Consider the following 15,401-nt stretch of genomic DNA (forward strand, 5'->3'; position numbering starts at 1 on the left):
TTAAGGACGGTAAGCGTTTATGCGAGAATTATAAGGATAACGTATTTCGTGAAACTTATACTTTCTTATAATTCAAAATATGTAACGGGAGGCCTATGCAGGTGAGTAAAAAAATAAATCTTCTGATGTTCAGCGGAGAATACGACAAAGCTATGGCAGGACTGATTCTAGCGAATGCTGCGAGAGATATTGATGTAGAGGTTACGATGTTTTTCTCTTTCTGGGGTTTGTTTCTAGTACGTGATCCGGAGAAGATGACGCTAGAGGATAAGAGTATTTATGAGAAGCTGATGGATGTCATTACGCCAAAAGGTCCTAACCAGCTGCCACTCTCCCATTTGAATTTCAGCGGGCTGGGCCGGATGATGTTAGAAGAAATGATGGAGGAGCAAGGTGCCCCGAAGCTGATCCATTTTCTAAAAGGGGCTCGTAAGAAAAACATCAAGTTCTATGCCTGCAAGCTCTCCGTCGAGATTATGGGCTTTAAAACAGAGGAGCTACTGCCAGAGGTCGAGATTATAGATGCTGCGTCGTATTTAAAAGATGCACTAGAAAGCGATGTTCAATTATTTATTTAAATGAATCAACTAGGCTTTAACCCAATTCCCCAAGCAAGCATATACTGGTGGCATAGAAACTACTGGTACGCCGATAACACACTTATAACCTTAGAATAGACGGTGTACGGGCTGGAGGGAAATCCGTGCTAAACATCATCCACGCCTCTTCTGCAGAGACGCCCGCTTCACTACAAAACCATTTCGAGACTTTTCGTGAGCACACCATTGGTATTCGGCATCAGATCACCACTCCCTATGGTAGACAGCCACTGCTGTATGCCGATTGGACTGCAAGCGGACGCTTATATGAATCGATTGAGCGGAAGCTTCAGGAAGCCTTCGGTCCATATGTTAGTAATCCACATACAGACTCCAACATGACCGGATTAACCATGACACTGGCTTATAATGAAGCACGACAAATTATTAAAAAGCATGTAAATGCTGGCCCCCAGGACATCCTGCTCTACTGCGGAAATGGAACAACGGGAGCCGTAAACAAGCTCCAGCGTATCATGGGCTTAAGGCTCCCTGAATGGCTTCAGGACTATAGCTCCCATTCGATGGAGGAGCGTCCTGTGATCTTCACCAGCCATATGGAGCATCATTCCAATATCCTTCCCTGGCAGGAGGGAATTGGTGACGTCGTGACTGTTCCTCCCGGAGAAAATGGAAATATAGATCTTCAGCAGCTTGAAGCCCAGTTGAAATTGTATCAGCATCGCCGCTGGAAAATCGGTTCATTTACGGCTTGCTCCAATGTAACCGGAATTCAGACTCCCTACCAGAAGCTTGCCGCGATTATGCACCGTCACGGAGGCCTTTGTTTTGTAGATTTTGCCGCCAGTGCTCCTTATGAGCCTATCGATATGCATCCTGTCTCACCACTGGGGAAGCTGGATGCAATCTTTTTTTCTCCGCATAAATTTCTGGGTGGACCGGGCACGAATGGCGTTCTAATTTTTGATAAGGCTCTAAGTAATGGACGTATTCCTGACGAACCGGGTGGAGGTACAGTGGCTTGGGTCAATCCTTGGGGAGGACGCCGCTACACCAATGAAATAGAGATGCGGGAAGACGGGGGAACGCCGGGGTTTCTGCAAGCTTTTCGGACAGCACTTTGCGTGAAGCTAAAGGACCAGATGAATGGAAACGGTCAATATATGGTGATTAGAGAGCATGAGCTATGCCAGCAATTAATGAACGGGCTCCGTAGCATACCCGAATGCTCGCTGCTAGCTGGAGATCATACAGAACGACATGGCATTGTCTCTTTTACACTACGTGATATTCATTATAATCTTGCAGTTCAACTATTGAATGACCGCTTTGGTATACAAGCCCGGGGGGGTTGCTCTTGTGCGGGTCCATATGGGCATTACCTGCTCGGATTAGGATGGGCGCAATCTTCTCAGATCGCTGAGGCAATTACTGTAGGAGACCAGTCGCTTAGACCAGGTTGGATCCGCATCTCTCTACACCCTATTATGACGAATCAGGAGGTAGAGAGAATTGTATCCGCTGTACGAAATATCGCAATCCATTTCCAGCAATGGAAACAGGACTATTTTTATGACGCTTCCACGAACAGTTGGACCCATATCTACGAGGAGAATCCAGCCGAGGCGAAGGTTAAGGAGCTTTTTTCTGTGTAGGCCCCAACTTATTGTGTGGAACCCTTCACCATATCCAGATCAGCAGCACTGGCGTTGGAGATGACTTGCTCTACATTTTTACAACCTGGAATTACACTGGTTACCGCGGAATGCTGAAGGCACCACGCCAGAGCCCACTGCGCCATATCGAGACCAGAAGGCACTTCGTTCGCTGCAATCTCAGCTACAGCGCGTAGCTGTTTTTGTCTTACATCTTCTTTATGATTAGCTCGCACATCACCCTGACCAAACACCGCATCCGGCTTATACTTGCCGCTTAAATAACCACTCGCCAACGGAACACGCGCCAACACACCCAATTTATGCTCGATGCAGAGCGGAAGAATCTCTTCCTCAGGTTGACGGTCCAGCCGATTATATACTACTTGTATGGCCTCTGCTTGAACATCCGCTGCTGCAGAGGTCTGATGTACACCCGAGCCTGATGCACTTATCGAGACACCTAAATGACGGATTTTTCCTGCCTGCTTCTGTCTGTCGAGCATACTCCACAGCTTGTCATTATCGAATTGTTCATCTGTGCCCGAGTGGAATTGATAAAGGTCAATGTATTCTGTCTGGAGTGCACGCAATGAATCATCTAGCTGCTTAAGTACATCCTCAGCACGCCATAACTGTTCCCTCTGCAAATGTCCCTGAAAATGATGTCCGAATTTCGTAGCCACAATCCAGTCTTCTCGTTTCCGGCGAGCCAGATAGCCCCCGATGAACTTCTCTGATAAGTGGTCTCCATAACATTCAGCCGTATCAATCAAATTAATACCCAGCTCTCCTGCCTTATCCAGCATGGCATCAACTTCAACCTGAGTGAAATCCTTGCCCCACTCTCCACCGAACTGCCAAGTGCCCAAGCCGATCACTGATACATTCATTCCTGTACTGCCAAGCTTACGATATTTCATCCTCATTTCCTCCTTCGTTCTATTTAAATAGTTGATTCGCAATACTAAGCGCTCTTGTTTCCATCCTGTACGGTTCTAGCGAATCGCGCCTCGATGGCTTTAACACCCCATAGTGACAGTCCAATAAATGCCAACACATAGAGGATCTCCCACGGCTGGCGGATGAACCGTTCCAGATCATTTCCAATATATGAAACCGCAAATACCATGATCGCTTTCCCTACAGTGAGCGCTAGGAGATACGACCGAAACCTCATACCAGCCAGACCAGCAGCCATATTAATTACAACGAAGGGCCCTACCGGAAATATACTAAGCAGAAAAACATAGCTGAATCCACTTTGCCGCACCCATGTCATGCTTTTGGCTACTTTGGGGCGCTCAGCCCATTTTCGCAGATAACGATGGGACGCCACTTTGCGAATAATCCAAAATGTAGTCACACAGCCCGCAACCAGGCCGATCCAAGAATACAAAAAACCTAACCATAACCCATATACTGCTCCATTTAACCCTACTATCGCAATCGTTGGTAGTGGTGGTATAAATGATTTCATAAACGTCAATGCAATGCCCGGAAAGGGCCCAAACGAACGATATTGTTCAAGCAGATGCCGCAGATTATCCTCTGTCAGCCAAGACATAATATCAAGAAAGTACATAACCAGCTGATCTCCTCATCCGATTGGAATTCTTAACACCTGGTCTCAATTATACACGAAGTTGCGAGCATTCCTACTACATGAATGACAGTGAGTAAATCGTCAGTTACCATAGATAAAAAGTACATATGAGACAGGGGCGTATGGTTATGATCATCCATTCAGAAGCCATGGTTTTACAACGTACCACTGTGCAGGATTTAGCGTTCGTTCTAGCCATTGAACAAAGTGAACTAAACCGCATCTATATTGGTCAATGGACTAAAGCGGAACACGCTGCAGCCCTCCAAGACCCAAATATTCTACATCTTACAGTTTGGGACAGTTCAGGAAAAAGAGTCGGTTATATCATCATTACAGGACTTCAAGACACTCATCTTACCGTTTGTATTAAAAGAATCGTCATCCATTCCAAGGGGTTTGGGTATGGTAAGCTGTCGCTTTGTCTCGTGACCGACTGGATCTTTCGCCACACTGAATCACATCGCCTATGGTTAGATGTTAGAGACCACAACCACAGAGCACGCCATGTCTATGAAAGCTGTGGCTTTACACTGGAAGGTACTCTACGTGACTGTATAAAAGTAGGGGAACACTTTGAATCTCTGCATATCATGTCCATATTACGGCATGAGTATATGGAGCATGAACAGAAGCTGTAAATTAGATAAAGGAGTAGATATAGGGAAAGTCTCCCTATATCTAGGTCTTACAAGAGATAAAAACCAATATAAAGGGAATAGCTCCCTTTTATTTACCGGAATCGTTCAATATCAGGGATATCATAGTGATTTATAGGGAGGTATTCCCTTTAATATCTATTTCATAACCGTAATCGGCTAAATATACGGAGATTTTCCCTATAATCGTCCTCCCAGAGCAATTACGCAAAATAACGAACACTTTTTCAGCACCCGCTTTACAATGACACAACAAAAAGCCGAGCACCAAGCTCCCTAATCCAGAAGCTTACTACTCGGTTTTCAACTCATACACCTCAAACCTCTCCACTGTAACAACCGGTCTGCTCACCTGCCTCCATCTGCCCTGCAACCACAAGAGTGGTCACGTACTTACGGGCATCCGCTGTCAGCAACAATAACTCTATTGTGCTTTTGGCAGGTTCTCCTCTAACAAACTTTATTCGGGCACCGTCCAAGTCCTCTTGGATACTGGCAATGGTATATCCTTTAAAGAGCAGCCCGTCGATCTCTTGCTGTTCTTTGACATATTCCGCATAAGCAGACACTAGACTACACCTCCGCTAATTTCTGCCTTGGACGGAAGGGGAGCCTCCGCTGCAAAACGCTTGCGTTTTAAATATTTTCCCGAGCCCGCCTTGCCAACAAATTGCTTGTCGCGAATCACAAACTCACCTCTACTGAGGACAGAAACGGGCTCTCCCTTTACTTCAAAGCCTTCAAACGCATTATAATCGACGTTCATATGATGCGTGTCCGCAGAGAGTGTTCGTTCTACAGCTGGATCAAAAATAACCAAGTCAGCGTCGCTGCCTACTGCTACTGTGCCTTTTTGCGGGTACAATCCAAACAGCTTGGCACTGGAGGTCGAAATAATATCCACGAATTTATTTAACGAGATCCGCCCCTTCTGCACACCTTCCGAATAAAGAATCGTAAACCGATCCTCGATGGTCGGTCCACCGTTCGGGATTTTGGAGAAGTCGCCAAGTCCCAGATCCTTTTGCCCTTTGAAATCAAAGGAGCACTGATCCGAGCCAATCGTCTGCAAGCTGCCGCTCCACAGCGCATCCCATAACACATCCTGATTCCACTGCTCACGCAGCGGCGGAGACCATACGTATTTGGCACCTTCGAAATTCGGCTTCTCTAGCGCCGTCTGATCCAGAACTAAATACTGCGGACAAGTCTCGCCGTAAACACGCAGTCCTTTTTTACGTGCTTCAGCGATCTTCCAAGCAGCTTCTGCACAGGTCACATGTACAACATACAGCTGTGAATCCGTCAGCTCGGTCAAATAAGCCGCACGCCCCGTAGCTTCACCCTCCAGCTCTGGCGGACGAGTCAGCGCATGAAAGATCGGATCGGTGTTGCCTGCAGCCAAAGCCTGCTCCACCAAATATTCAATGACATCCCCATTCTCCGCATGCACCATTACGAGCGCGCCTTCTTTTTTCGCGGCTTGCAGTGTCTTAAAAAGTGTACCGTCATCCGCCTGAAAAGTGTTCTTATAGGCCATAAATACCTTAAGTGAGGTAATGCCTTCATTCTCAATAATCTTCGGAAGCTCGCCCAGTACTTTATCGTTTAATTCTGAGACCATCAGGTGGAAGCTGTAATCAATCACCGCTTTATCCTGCGACTTATGATGCCATGTATCTACGGCTTGCTGTAGCGGTTGTCCTTTGGTGGTTAAGCAAAAATCAATGACTGTGGTCGTTCCGCCATATGCAGCCGCAATAGTTCCCGTCTCGAAATCATCGGCTGTAACTGTGCCGCCAAAAGGCATATCCAGATGCGTATGAGGATCGATGCCTCCAGGAAAAACATAACACCCAGAGGCATCTATAATCTCCGCACCCGGGACCTCTAGATGAAGGCCAATCGCTGTAATAACCCCGTTTTCAATCGCCACATCGCCTGTATACGTATCTGCTGCGGTAACGATGATGCCATTTTTAATAATCTTCTTCATCCTTATCCCACCTCCACTTCTGAATAAGAGCCATTTAAGCTACCGATCACCTTCTGACGCTCATTCCAAGTCAGAGGGGCAACCCCAGTGTCTACTGGAACCATATCGATCGCGCCGTCTGCTGGACAGACAATAGAACAAAGATTACAACCTACACAGTCCTCCTCACGAACCTGTAAAATAGCTTTCCCATCTGCATTAGTTAACATATCAATACATTGATGTGAAGCATCTTCGCAAGCAATATGGCATTTATTGCAGTTGATACAGTTCTCCTCATGAATGCGGGCAACGACCTTATAGTTGAGATCCAGATCGCCCCAATTGGAGTATCGGGTTACCGATTTGCCGATTAGTTCAGTTACGGAAGCCAGCCCTTTGTCATCCAAATAGTTATTCAGCCCATCGATCATTTCCTCCACAATCCGGAAGCCATGATGCATGACCGCGGTACATACTTGAATGCCCGTAGCGCCCATAAGCATGAACTCCACAACATCCTGCCAGGTAGAAATTCCTCCAATGCCGGAGATTGGAATACCTACTCCCCGGTCACGAGCACACTCAGCCACCATGCTAAGCGCAATAGGCTTCACAGCCGGGCCGCAATAACCGCCATGAGCGCCCTGACCCCCAACATTCGGAATCGTATTCCAGCTATGAATATCTACGCCTGCAAGACTGTTGATAGTGTTGATCATACTAATCGCATCCGCTCCACCCTTAACGGCATGACGGGCAACGACGGTGATATCGGTAATGTTGGGTGTCAGTTTTACTATCACCGGGGTGGTCGCCACTTCTTTTACCCAAGTGGTCTGCGCCTGCACCAGATCTGGTTGCTGCCCCGAAGCAGCGCCCATTCCCCGCTCAGCCATACCATGCGGACAGCCAAAGTTAAGCTCTAGGCCATCTACGCCCACATCTTCTACCCGCTTAACAATCTCATGCCATTTATACTGTGAAGGTTCTACCATCAGGGAGGCGATAATCGCATGATTCGGGAATCTTTTCTTCGTTTCGTAGATTTCCTTCAGATTGACCTCAAGCGGACGGTCGGTGATCAATTCGATATTGTTAAAGCCCGCAACCCGCTGCCCATTGAAGTTCACTGCCGCAAACCGCGATGAAGTATTAATAATCGGATCACCGAGCGTCTTCCACACCGCCCCGCCCCATCCTGCTTCAAAGGCCCGTTGCACTTGATAGCCTGTATTCGTAGGCGGCGCGGAAGCCAGCCAGAATGGATTCGGTGATTTGATTCCTGCGAGATCAATACTTAAATCTGCCATTGATGTTCCCTCCCTGTCTTATAAAATCCAATTTAATTCCAAAGCTCAGCCCACAGATTTAACGGCAGGCTCCTGCAGGCCTAAGAACTGTTTTACAATTGCATAGGCTGCGTCTTTTCCCTGCTGGGCTGCTGATACTACCATGGCCTCCCCTTTGCCTGAACCAAATATGATATCGCCAGCAGCATAAATTTGCGGATCAGAGGTTCTACAGGTGGCCTCCTCCACCCTCACAACCCCGCGATCATGCGCAAGACCTAAAGAATCGATCAGATCTAGGCGACGCTTTTGACCAATAGCTATTACAACCGCATCTACCGGAATCAAGAACTCCGAACCCTCTATCGGCATAGACACTGGGCGTCCATCCTTGCCCGGCTCCTCTGTCAGCTTCATCTGCACACATTCCAGTGCGGTTACATTCCCAAGCTCATCACCCACGATACGCTTCGGCAAAGTAAGCCAGTTAAACTCCACACCCTCCTGCTTCGCAAATTCATATTCAAAATCGTAAGCCGTCATCTCTTCGCGGGTCCGCCTATAGATCATTTTTACATTTGTGGCTCCCAGACGCACTGAGCATGTAGCCGCATCAATAGCTGTATTGCCCGCACCAATAACTGCGACCCGCTGGCCCATCAGCTCTAGCAGAGGAATGGCGGTCTTTGTGGATTCCACGAGGGCAATGGCATCATAGACGCCAGCCAATTTTTCACCTTCAATTCCTAACGGAGGTACATAACCCATGCCTGCTGCCAAGACGATGGCATCATAGCCCGATTTCAACTCTTCTACAGAGACATCTGCTCCGACTTTTACACCTGTACGTATTTCCACACCCAGCTTCTCTACCTGCTCTACTTCCCAAAGAGAGATTGACTGTGGAAGCCGAAACGACACAATCCCATGTGTATCCAGTCCACCAGCCAGTTCCTTGGCTTCGTAAATTACAACAGCAAAGCCCTCACGGGCAAGCTCCCTAGCCGCAGACAACCCCGCAGGACCGCCGCCGATTACAGCTACCTTTTTCCCATTAGGAATGCCTGCTTTAAATAATTGAACTCCGCTGTTCATCGCCCAATCTGTTGCATAACGCTGTAACAATCCGATTTGGATCGGCGCCGAGGCATCATTTAACACACAAGCTCCTTCGCATAGTTCATCTGTAGGACAAACGCGGGCACAGCTGGCACCCACAGGATTGGAATCCATAATCGTCTGTGCCGAGCCCTTCAAATTGTCAGTCGCAATCCGTTTGATAAAGGAGGGGATATTAATGCTGGTCGGACAAGCTTGTATGCAAGGGGCATCGTAGCAATATAGACAGCGATTAGCCTCATCCATAGCACCCTTATAGGTCAGAGGCGGCTCAGCCTCGGCAAAGTTACGCATGAACATCTCTGGTGTAAATGCTGTTAACGGAGAAGAATGCTCCATCACTAGTTCCTCCTTATGGATAATTCTCATCTTTATGTTATATAACATAACATATTTTCCATTTTATTCTGAATATTTTGCTTACATCTTCGGATTATTGTAGTAATATAAGCATTAATAGAAATTATCTCTCAATTTCCTGCCTGATTAGGTTATATATACTGACATTCTTTAATCAAACTATAGTCATTTCGAATTTTCGTTGCATTAGACACTTTGTCTAATTTCAAAACTGTATTTTTTACATGTGAGAATAGGCTGAGAATAACAGGACGTTAATGGCTGGGTTGAGTACAGACGATCGAGGGGGAATAACTATGGATTGGGAGCTTGTATTAACCATTCGCGACGCTTTAACAAGACCACTATTCGCAGAGGCCGAAGTCATCGGCGGCAAAAGCGGCTTGAGCCGTGCCATTCGCTGGGTACATGTACTGGAAAGTGCCATTTTCGATACACTGATTCACGGGGAAGAAATGATTCTGACTACGGGAATTGGCGCAAGCGTCGATCTGCCCGCCTCCTTGGAATTCATGCAGAACCTAATCGATAAAAATGCCGCTTGTTTATGTATTGAGTTAGGTACGTATTTCAGCACCATCCCACAAGAGATGATCGACTTAGCTAACGCAAATGACTTCCCGCTGATCATCTTCACCCGCACGGTTCGCTTCGTGGATATCACCCTAGACCTTCATTCCATCATCATCAATCGGCATCACCGGATGCTGCAAGAACTCGAAAGCATCTCGCGTGAATTTCACCGCCTAACTTTAACCTCACAAGGAACCTTGAAGGTACTACAATTATTGTGTAAAAGCACACGCACACAAATTATCTATATGCAGCTGCAGGGTAAGCCATTGTTCTTCCCCGCACTTTCGCCGGAGGAGCAAACACCCCTGCTGAATTTCTTCACCGCTTTCGGCGACGAAATGGAAGGTGTTCAGCCTGACGCTGCGCCATATATCCGAGAATATGGACAAAAGACTATTGCAATAAAACCTGTAGGCGCATTGGATCAGACCTGGGCTTATATCTTGATGGTCTGCAATCATAAGCCACAAGAATTCGACTGTCTGCTGCTGGATTCTGCCTCACTGTCCATTGCTCAGGAGCTACTACGAACCCGTTATATGGAAGAGCGCAAGCTTTTTTCAGAAAATCTTTGGGTCGATGAGCTGATCAATGGTCGCATGGAGGATGACAACCGCTTAAAAGGTCTGATTGGTTCCAATTTCAACGTGGTCAACGAACTCCCTTACCGTGTATGCCTTATAGAGATCAAGAACCCCAGAGATGTAAAATGGAACAGCTCGGAGAACGAATGGGAATCTATCACCTTCCATCTTTCGCTCACCCTGCGTTCCATCTTCGAGAAACATTCCCTACGTCCGCTGATCACACTCAAGAACAATCGCCTCACCGTCATCGCACTCGACATTCAATCAAAAATGCCCGGCAAAATGCGGCTTCAGCAAGCACTCGAGGCCCTTCAGCATATCCGCTCTGATGAGAAGCTCAAAGATTTGCAGCTGGTTATCGGAGTCAGTAAATCGCATAAGCGTCTAAAACGGGCCAATTCTGGTTATCAAGAAGCCCTGCAAGCCTTATCGTTATACTCCTGTTATCAGAAGTCACTGCTGTTTTACGATGAGCTTGGCGTTTTTCAATTACTACTTAGCTTAAATGACGGGAAAACGTTGCAGAACTTCATTCGCAGCTATCTTGGTCCATTAATCGACCACGATCAAACTAAGGGCTCCGAGCTGCTTCTCACACTGCGAGTCTACCTTGACCATGATGGTTCCAAACAGATTGCCGCGCGAAATTTGTTCATCGTTAGACAGTCACTGTATTATCGTCTGGACAAAATAACAGAACTGCTGGGCGAAGACTTCATGCAGCCGGAGAACCGGATCTCCATTCAGGTTGCCCTGCGTGCCTACCAATTCCTATACCCGGACAAAATCACTTTGCCCAGCCCCCGCTCAGTACAGATTTAAACGTATTAATAATAAACTCTATATCTTCATCTGTGGAGGATAAGGGCGGAGCGAAGGTAAGCACATTGTTGAACCCAGCTACCGTATCGCCATTCTTGCCGATAATAAGTCCTTTGGATTTGCATTCAGCAATAATGCCTTTCACAATACTCAGATCAACCGGTTTCTTACTGGCCTTGTCTTCAACCAGCTCAATCCCTGTCACCAAGCCAAAGCTGCGGACATCACCTACAAGCTTGTGATCCAGTAACTCGGTGAATGCAGTGTTCAGTCTTTTGCCCAAAAGCTCTGCACGTTCCACCAGCTTCTCCTGCTCGATAATTTCCAGATTGCGTAACGCTAGTGCACACGAAGCTGGATTACCACCAAACGTGTTCACATGACGGAAATGACCGTAATCATCACTATTGTCCTTAAATACCTCATAGATATCCTTACGAACAGCTGTGGCGGACAGGGGAAGATAAGCACTGGTCAATCCTTTAGCCATTGTCACGATGTCCGGCTTCACATGATAGTTGTGATGACCAAACTTACGTCCAGAGCGTCCAAATCCACAAATCACCTCATCTATAATAAGCAGCACGCCGTGTTTGCGGCAGATTTCCTGCACCCGATTCAGATAGACTTGATGCGGCACGATGACGCCACCGCCCGTAATCACAGGTTCCATAATCACCGCAGCTACCGTCTCTACGCCTTCCCAAAGGATCATATCCTCTATTGACTGTGCACATTGGAGGTTGAATTCTTCCACAGAAATCCCTGCCGGGCGGCGATAGCTGTCCGGGGGAGCTACATGCAGAAACCCACCCGTCAGCGGTTCATACTTATATTTGCGCTGAGCCTGACCCGTCGCAGATAACGCACCAAGCGTGCTGCCGTGATATCCACGGTAACGGGCAATAAATTTATGGCGATAATGCTGGCCGATTTGCTGCTGGTACTGGCGGGCTATTTTAAACGCAGCTTCGTTGGCCTCTGACCCACTGTTGGAAAAGAAAATCACGTATTCGTCTCCAAGCCACTCATTCAGCTTCTCCGCCAGCGCAATCGCCGGGAGGTGACTTTGCGTCAGCGGAAAATAAGGCAACGTCAGCAATTGGTTGTAGGCTGCTTCCGCCAGCTCCTTGCGGCCGTATCCCACGTTTACACACCATAACCCAGACATTCCATCCAAAAAGCGATTACCCTGTATATCCGTAATCCACGATCCACTTGCCGAGGCGGCAATCATAGGCGGATTTTTTTCACTGTAAGGCGTAATGTTGTGCCATAAATATTGCTGATCCTTCTTCAACGCAAGCTCGCTATCATTCCCAAGACGCTGCATAAGTTTTTCTCCTCTCTAGTAGCTCAGTTTCTCTAATAGCGGGCCGTGATCATCTTTTTACGTGTATAGAATTCCACCCCATCTCGCCCATTGGCATGCAGATCTCCATAGAATGATTTCTTATAACCCGAGAAGGGAAAAAAGGCCATGGGTGCAGGCACGCCCAGATTCACACCCAGCATCCCTGCATCAATTTCTTCCCGGAATTCACGGATCGCCTTTGCGCTATCTGTATAAATGCACGCCCCATTCGCGAATCGGGACTGATTCGTTACCGCAATCGCTTCACTCAGACTTTTCACACGAATCACAGACAATACTGGCGCAAAAATTTCATCGTTCCAGATGGTCATTCCCGGCTGTACATAATCAAAGATCGTCGGCCCGATAAAATAACCCACACCGCCCGCAGCCGGATCTTTCCGTCCGTCTCTCACAAGCTCGGCTTGTTCAGCCTTTCCAGTCTCAATGTAATCGAGCGTACGCTCCTTATTCGATTGACGGATGACCGGACCCAGAAATACCCCGTCAGCGGCACCATTACCAATCTTAAGCTCATCCGCACCAGCTATCAGGCGATCAACTAGCTCGTCAGCGATGGCCTCATGGACTACCACAACCGAGCAAGCCATACACCGCTCACCCGCAGAGCCAAAGGCCGCCGCAATAATATTTTTCACCGCATTGTCCAGCTCCGCGTCAGGCAGAACAATGGAATGATTCTTAGCTCCTGCTAAAGCCTGCACCCGCTTGCCCTGCGCCGTCCCTGTCTTGTATACATATTCCGCTACCGGCTGCGAGCCCACGAACGAAATCGCCTTCACTTCCTCATGTTCCAGCAGCCCGTTCACCACCTCATGTGCTCCATGAACAACATTCAGCACACCTGGCGGAAAACCCGCTTCGGCAAATAGCTCAGCCAACCGATTAACGAGCAGTGGCGTACGCTCAGAAGGCTTCAGCACAAAGGAATTCCCACAAGCAATGGCGAGTGGAAACATCCAGCAAGGGACCATCATCGGAAAATTAAACGGGGCAATCCCCCCAATAACCCCCAACGGATAACGGTACATCCCGGATTCAATTCCGGTAGCGATATCAGGAAGCTGGCTGCCCATCATTAATGTGGGGATGCCTGCGGCAAATTCCACACACTCAATACCACGCTGCACCTCCCCCTGCGCCTCTTCCAGACTCTTCCCATTCTCCAGCGTAATCAGCTCAGCCAGCTCATGCCAATGCTCTACCAGCAGCTGTTGATATTGAAAGAAATAACGTGCGCGACGGGGCACGGCGACTTTTTTCCACAATTGAAATGCTACAGCAGCCGCATCGACCGCCCTACCCAATTCTTCTTTGCTTGATAGGGGCACGTAGGCAATTACTTCACCAGTCGCCGGATTATATACCTCTTCTTCCTGCCCAGATGACGACGCTACCCAAGCGCCATTCACATAATTCTTAACCTTTCCGACTTGTGTCACTAGGAGAGACATAACTCGCACCTCTTTCTCTATTTCAGATGCACAGATAGACTGCTGATTATAATAGATGACCGCCAGAACGGGCGGTCATCTATTATAACTATAAGTTCGACTTCTTACTTTGCCGCCATTTCTACGATTTCGTTCGTGTAAGCTGCATCTACCTTAGCCGGTTCTTTAATAACACCGAACTTTTGCGAAATATCAGCCGTTTGCTGGAACGCTGCTGCATCGGTGAATCCCATTTTGGCACTATCAAAGCCCTCAGGCAGAATCAGCTTGGCAACCTCGGTCATCATCGTTAGTTGATGCTCTTTAGTCGTACTGCCATCTTCCGCTTGCTTCATTACACTGTCCACCGCAGCCGCAGGATCGGCAATGGCGTCTTTCCAGCCCTTCAAAGAAGCGCGAACAAACTTGGCCGCAGTCTCCTTGTTCTCCGCAAGCCATTCCTTATTGGCAAACAAGTTATCCTCCAGCATCGCTACACCTTCTGTATTCATATCGATCACATTCAGATCCTCTGCCTTGATGCCCGACTCAAGTACAACCTGATATTCGTTATATGTCATCGCCGAAGCCGCATCAATCTGATCCCCTAAGAACTGATCCATCGTAAAACCTTGCTTCGTAAAGCTTAGATCCTTGTTCGGATCGAATTTATATTTATCAAACAGGGCTAATAGCTCAAATTCATTGCCACCCATCCAGTTCCCAACCTTTTTACCTTTTAGATCGGCTGCGGAATTGATGCCTGCCGATTTTTTGGAGACTAGGACCAATCCGCTCTTTTGATAGATTTGCGCGATTTGCACCAGCGGCATACCCTCTTCCAGACTCGGCAGTAGACTGGCTACCCAACCAACACCAATATCCGCAGAACCACCTGCCACTTGCTGTTCTGGAACAATATCCGGCCCACCCGGCAAAATCTCTACATTTAGTCCCTCTTCCTTGTAATAACCTTTATCCTGCGCCACAAAATACCCGGCGAATTGCGCCTGCGGCACCCATTTCAGCTGCAGCTTCACGGTTACCGGATCAGCCGCTGGTTCAGCCGCAGCACTTGCCTCAGGAGCTGCTGAAGTTTCAGGAGCAGTCGTAGCTTCAGCTGCCGGGTTATTATTATTGCCCCCGCAACCCGCCATTAAAGAAACACTCAACATCATCACGATCGCCAACAAACCACCACGAAATTTGTGTTTTTTGCCGTTCATCAATGAAACTCCCCCTACCGTAATTTAAGTTTGTACCAAGCATAAACGCCTTCCGCGTCCTTATAAGGACGATAAGCGCTTAAGCGAGAAATATAAGGAATGATGTATAGTGTGAAACTTATAGATCCTTATATTGTAAGACAGCACAGTATGGAC

At 47.6% G+C, this 15,401-nt stretch carries 13 protein-coding genes; 4 read left to right on the forward strand and 9 right to left on the reverse strand.

Annotation, left to right across the window (positions count from 1 at the left end; translation table 11 throughout):
- The first annotated feature begins 101 nt into the window (after positions 1-101).
- Together CA600_RS00005 and CA600_RS00010 are read left to right on the forward strand one after the other, a co-directional pair.
- Complete coding sequence (locus CA600_RS00005; RefSeq protein ID WP_094868316.1) at positions 102-578, forward strand: DsrE/DsrF/DrsH-like family protein; 477 nt, start codon at positions 102-104, stop codon at positions 576-578.
- A gap of 125 nt (positions 579-703) precedes the next feature.
- The gene (locus tag CA600_RS00010; protein WP_094868317.1) at positions 704-2,215 is read left to right on the forward strand and encodes an aminotransferase class V-fold PLP-dependent enzyme; all 1,512 of its coding nucleotides are present in this window, start codon (positions 704-706) and stop codon (positions 2,213-2,215) included.
- An 8-nt stretch (positions 2,216-2,223) separates the two neighbouring features.
- Here the strand turns inward: CA600_RS00010 and CA600_RS00015 are convergent, their stop codons facing one another.
- The gene (locus CA600_RS00015) at positions 2,224-3,138 is read right to left on the reverse strand and encodes an aldo/keto reductase (protein ID WP_094868318.1); all 915 of its coding nucleotides are present in this window, start codon (positions 3,136-3,138) and stop codon (positions 2,224-2,226) included.
- Between the two features lie 44 nt (positions 3,139-3,182).
- On the reverse strand, positions 3,183-3,800 hold the full coding sequence (locus tag CA600_RS00020) for a TVP38/TMEM64 family protein (RefSeq protein WP_094868319.1): 618 nt from the start codon (positions 3,798-3,800) through the stop codon (positions 3,183-3,185).
- Positions 3,801-3,949: 149 nt separating this feature from the next.
- On the opposite strand from CA600_RS00020, the gene CA600_RS00025 reads away from it, so the two are divergent.
- Complete coding sequence (locus CA600_RS00025) at positions 3,950-4,462, forward strand: GNAT family N-acetyltransferase (protein ID WP_094868320.1); 513 nt, start codon at positions 3,950-3,952, stop codon at positions 4,460-4,462.
- A 335-nt stretch (positions 4,463-4,797) separates the two neighbouring features.
- Here the strand turns inward: CA600_RS00025 and CA600_RS00030 are convergent, their stop codons facing one another.
- From CA600_RS00030 to CA600_RS00045, 4 genes are read right to left on the reverse strand one after another with little or no spacing between them, the layout of a single operon-like run.
- Positions 4,798-5,049 carry a hypothetical protein gene (locus CA600_RS00030; protein WP_094868321.1) on the reverse strand — a complete coding sequence of 84 codons (252 nt, stop codon included), beginning with the start codon at positions 5,047-5,049 and terminating at the stop codon, positions 4,798-4,800.
- Positions 5,049-6,476: a dihydropyrimidinase gene (gene hydA, locus CA600_RS00035; RefSeq protein ID WP_094868322.1), complete on the reverse strand. Its 1,428-nt coding sequence runs from the start codon at positions 6,474-6,476 to the stop codon at positions 5,049-5,051. The genes CA600_RS00030 and hydA overlap by 1 nt, the downstream gene beginning before the upstream one ends.
- A 2-nt stretch (positions 6,477-6,478) precedes the next feature.
- Complete coding sequence (gene preA, locus CA600_RS00040) at positions 6,479-7,768, reverse strand: NAD-dependent dihydropyrimidine dehydrogenase subunit PreA (protein WP_094868323.1); 1,290 nt, start codon at positions 7,766-7,768, stop codon at positions 6,479-6,481.
- 45 nt (positions 7,769-7,813) lie between these two features.
- Positions 7,814-9,205: an NAD(P)-dependent oxidoreductase gene (locus CA600_RS00045; protein ID WP_094868324.1), complete on the reverse strand. Its 1,392-nt coding sequence runs from the start codon at positions 9,203-9,205 to the stop codon at positions 7,814-7,816.
- A 317-nt stretch (positions 9,206-9,522) separates the two neighbouring features.
- Here CA600_RS00045 and CA600_RS00050 point away from each other — a divergent pair, with 317 nt between their 5' ends.
- Positions 9,523-11,211, forward strand: coding sequence for a PucR family transcriptional regulator (locus CA600_RS00050; protein ID WP_094868325.1), 1,689 nt, complete (start codon positions 9,523-9,525; stop codon positions 11,209-11,211).
- On the opposite strand, the gene CA600_RS00055 is transcribed toward CA600_RS00050, so the two are convergent.
- The 3 genes from CA600_RS00055 to CA600_RS00065 all read right to left on the reverse strand — a co-directional run bounded on the left by CA600_RS00055 (position 11,177) and on the right by CA600_RS00065 (position 15,245).
- A complete protein-coding gene (locus CA600_RS00055) occupies positions 11,177-12,544 on the reverse strand; it encodes an aspartate aminotransferase family protein (protein ID WP_094868326.1) in 1,368 nt (455 codons plus the stop codon). The two genes, CA600_RS00050 and CA600_RS00055, sit on opposite strands and share 35 nt — an antisense overlap.
- 32 nt (positions 12,545-12,576) lie before the next feature.
- Positions 12,577-14,040 carry a CoA-acylating methylmalonate-semialdehyde dehydrogenase gene (locus CA600_RS00060; protein ID WP_094868327.1) on the reverse strand — a complete coding sequence of 488 codons (1,464 nt, stop codon included), beginning with the start codon at positions 14,038-14,040 and terminating at the stop codon, positions 12,577-12,579.
- 104 nt (positions 14,041-14,144) lie between these two features.
- On the reverse strand, positions 14,145-15,245 hold the full coding sequence (locus CA600_RS00065) for an ABC transporter substrate-binding protein (protein ID WP_094868328.1): 1,101 nt from the start codon (positions 15,243-15,245) through the stop codon (positions 14,145-14,147).
- Positions 15,246-15,401: the final 156 nt, after the last annotated feature.

The sequence above is a fragment of the Paenibacillus sp. VTT E-133280 genome, assembly GCF_002264385.1.
Taxonomy (GTDB): domain Bacteria; phylum Bacillota; class Bacilli; order Paenibacillales; family Paenibacillaceae; genus Paenibacillus_AQ; species Paenibacillus_AQ nitricinens.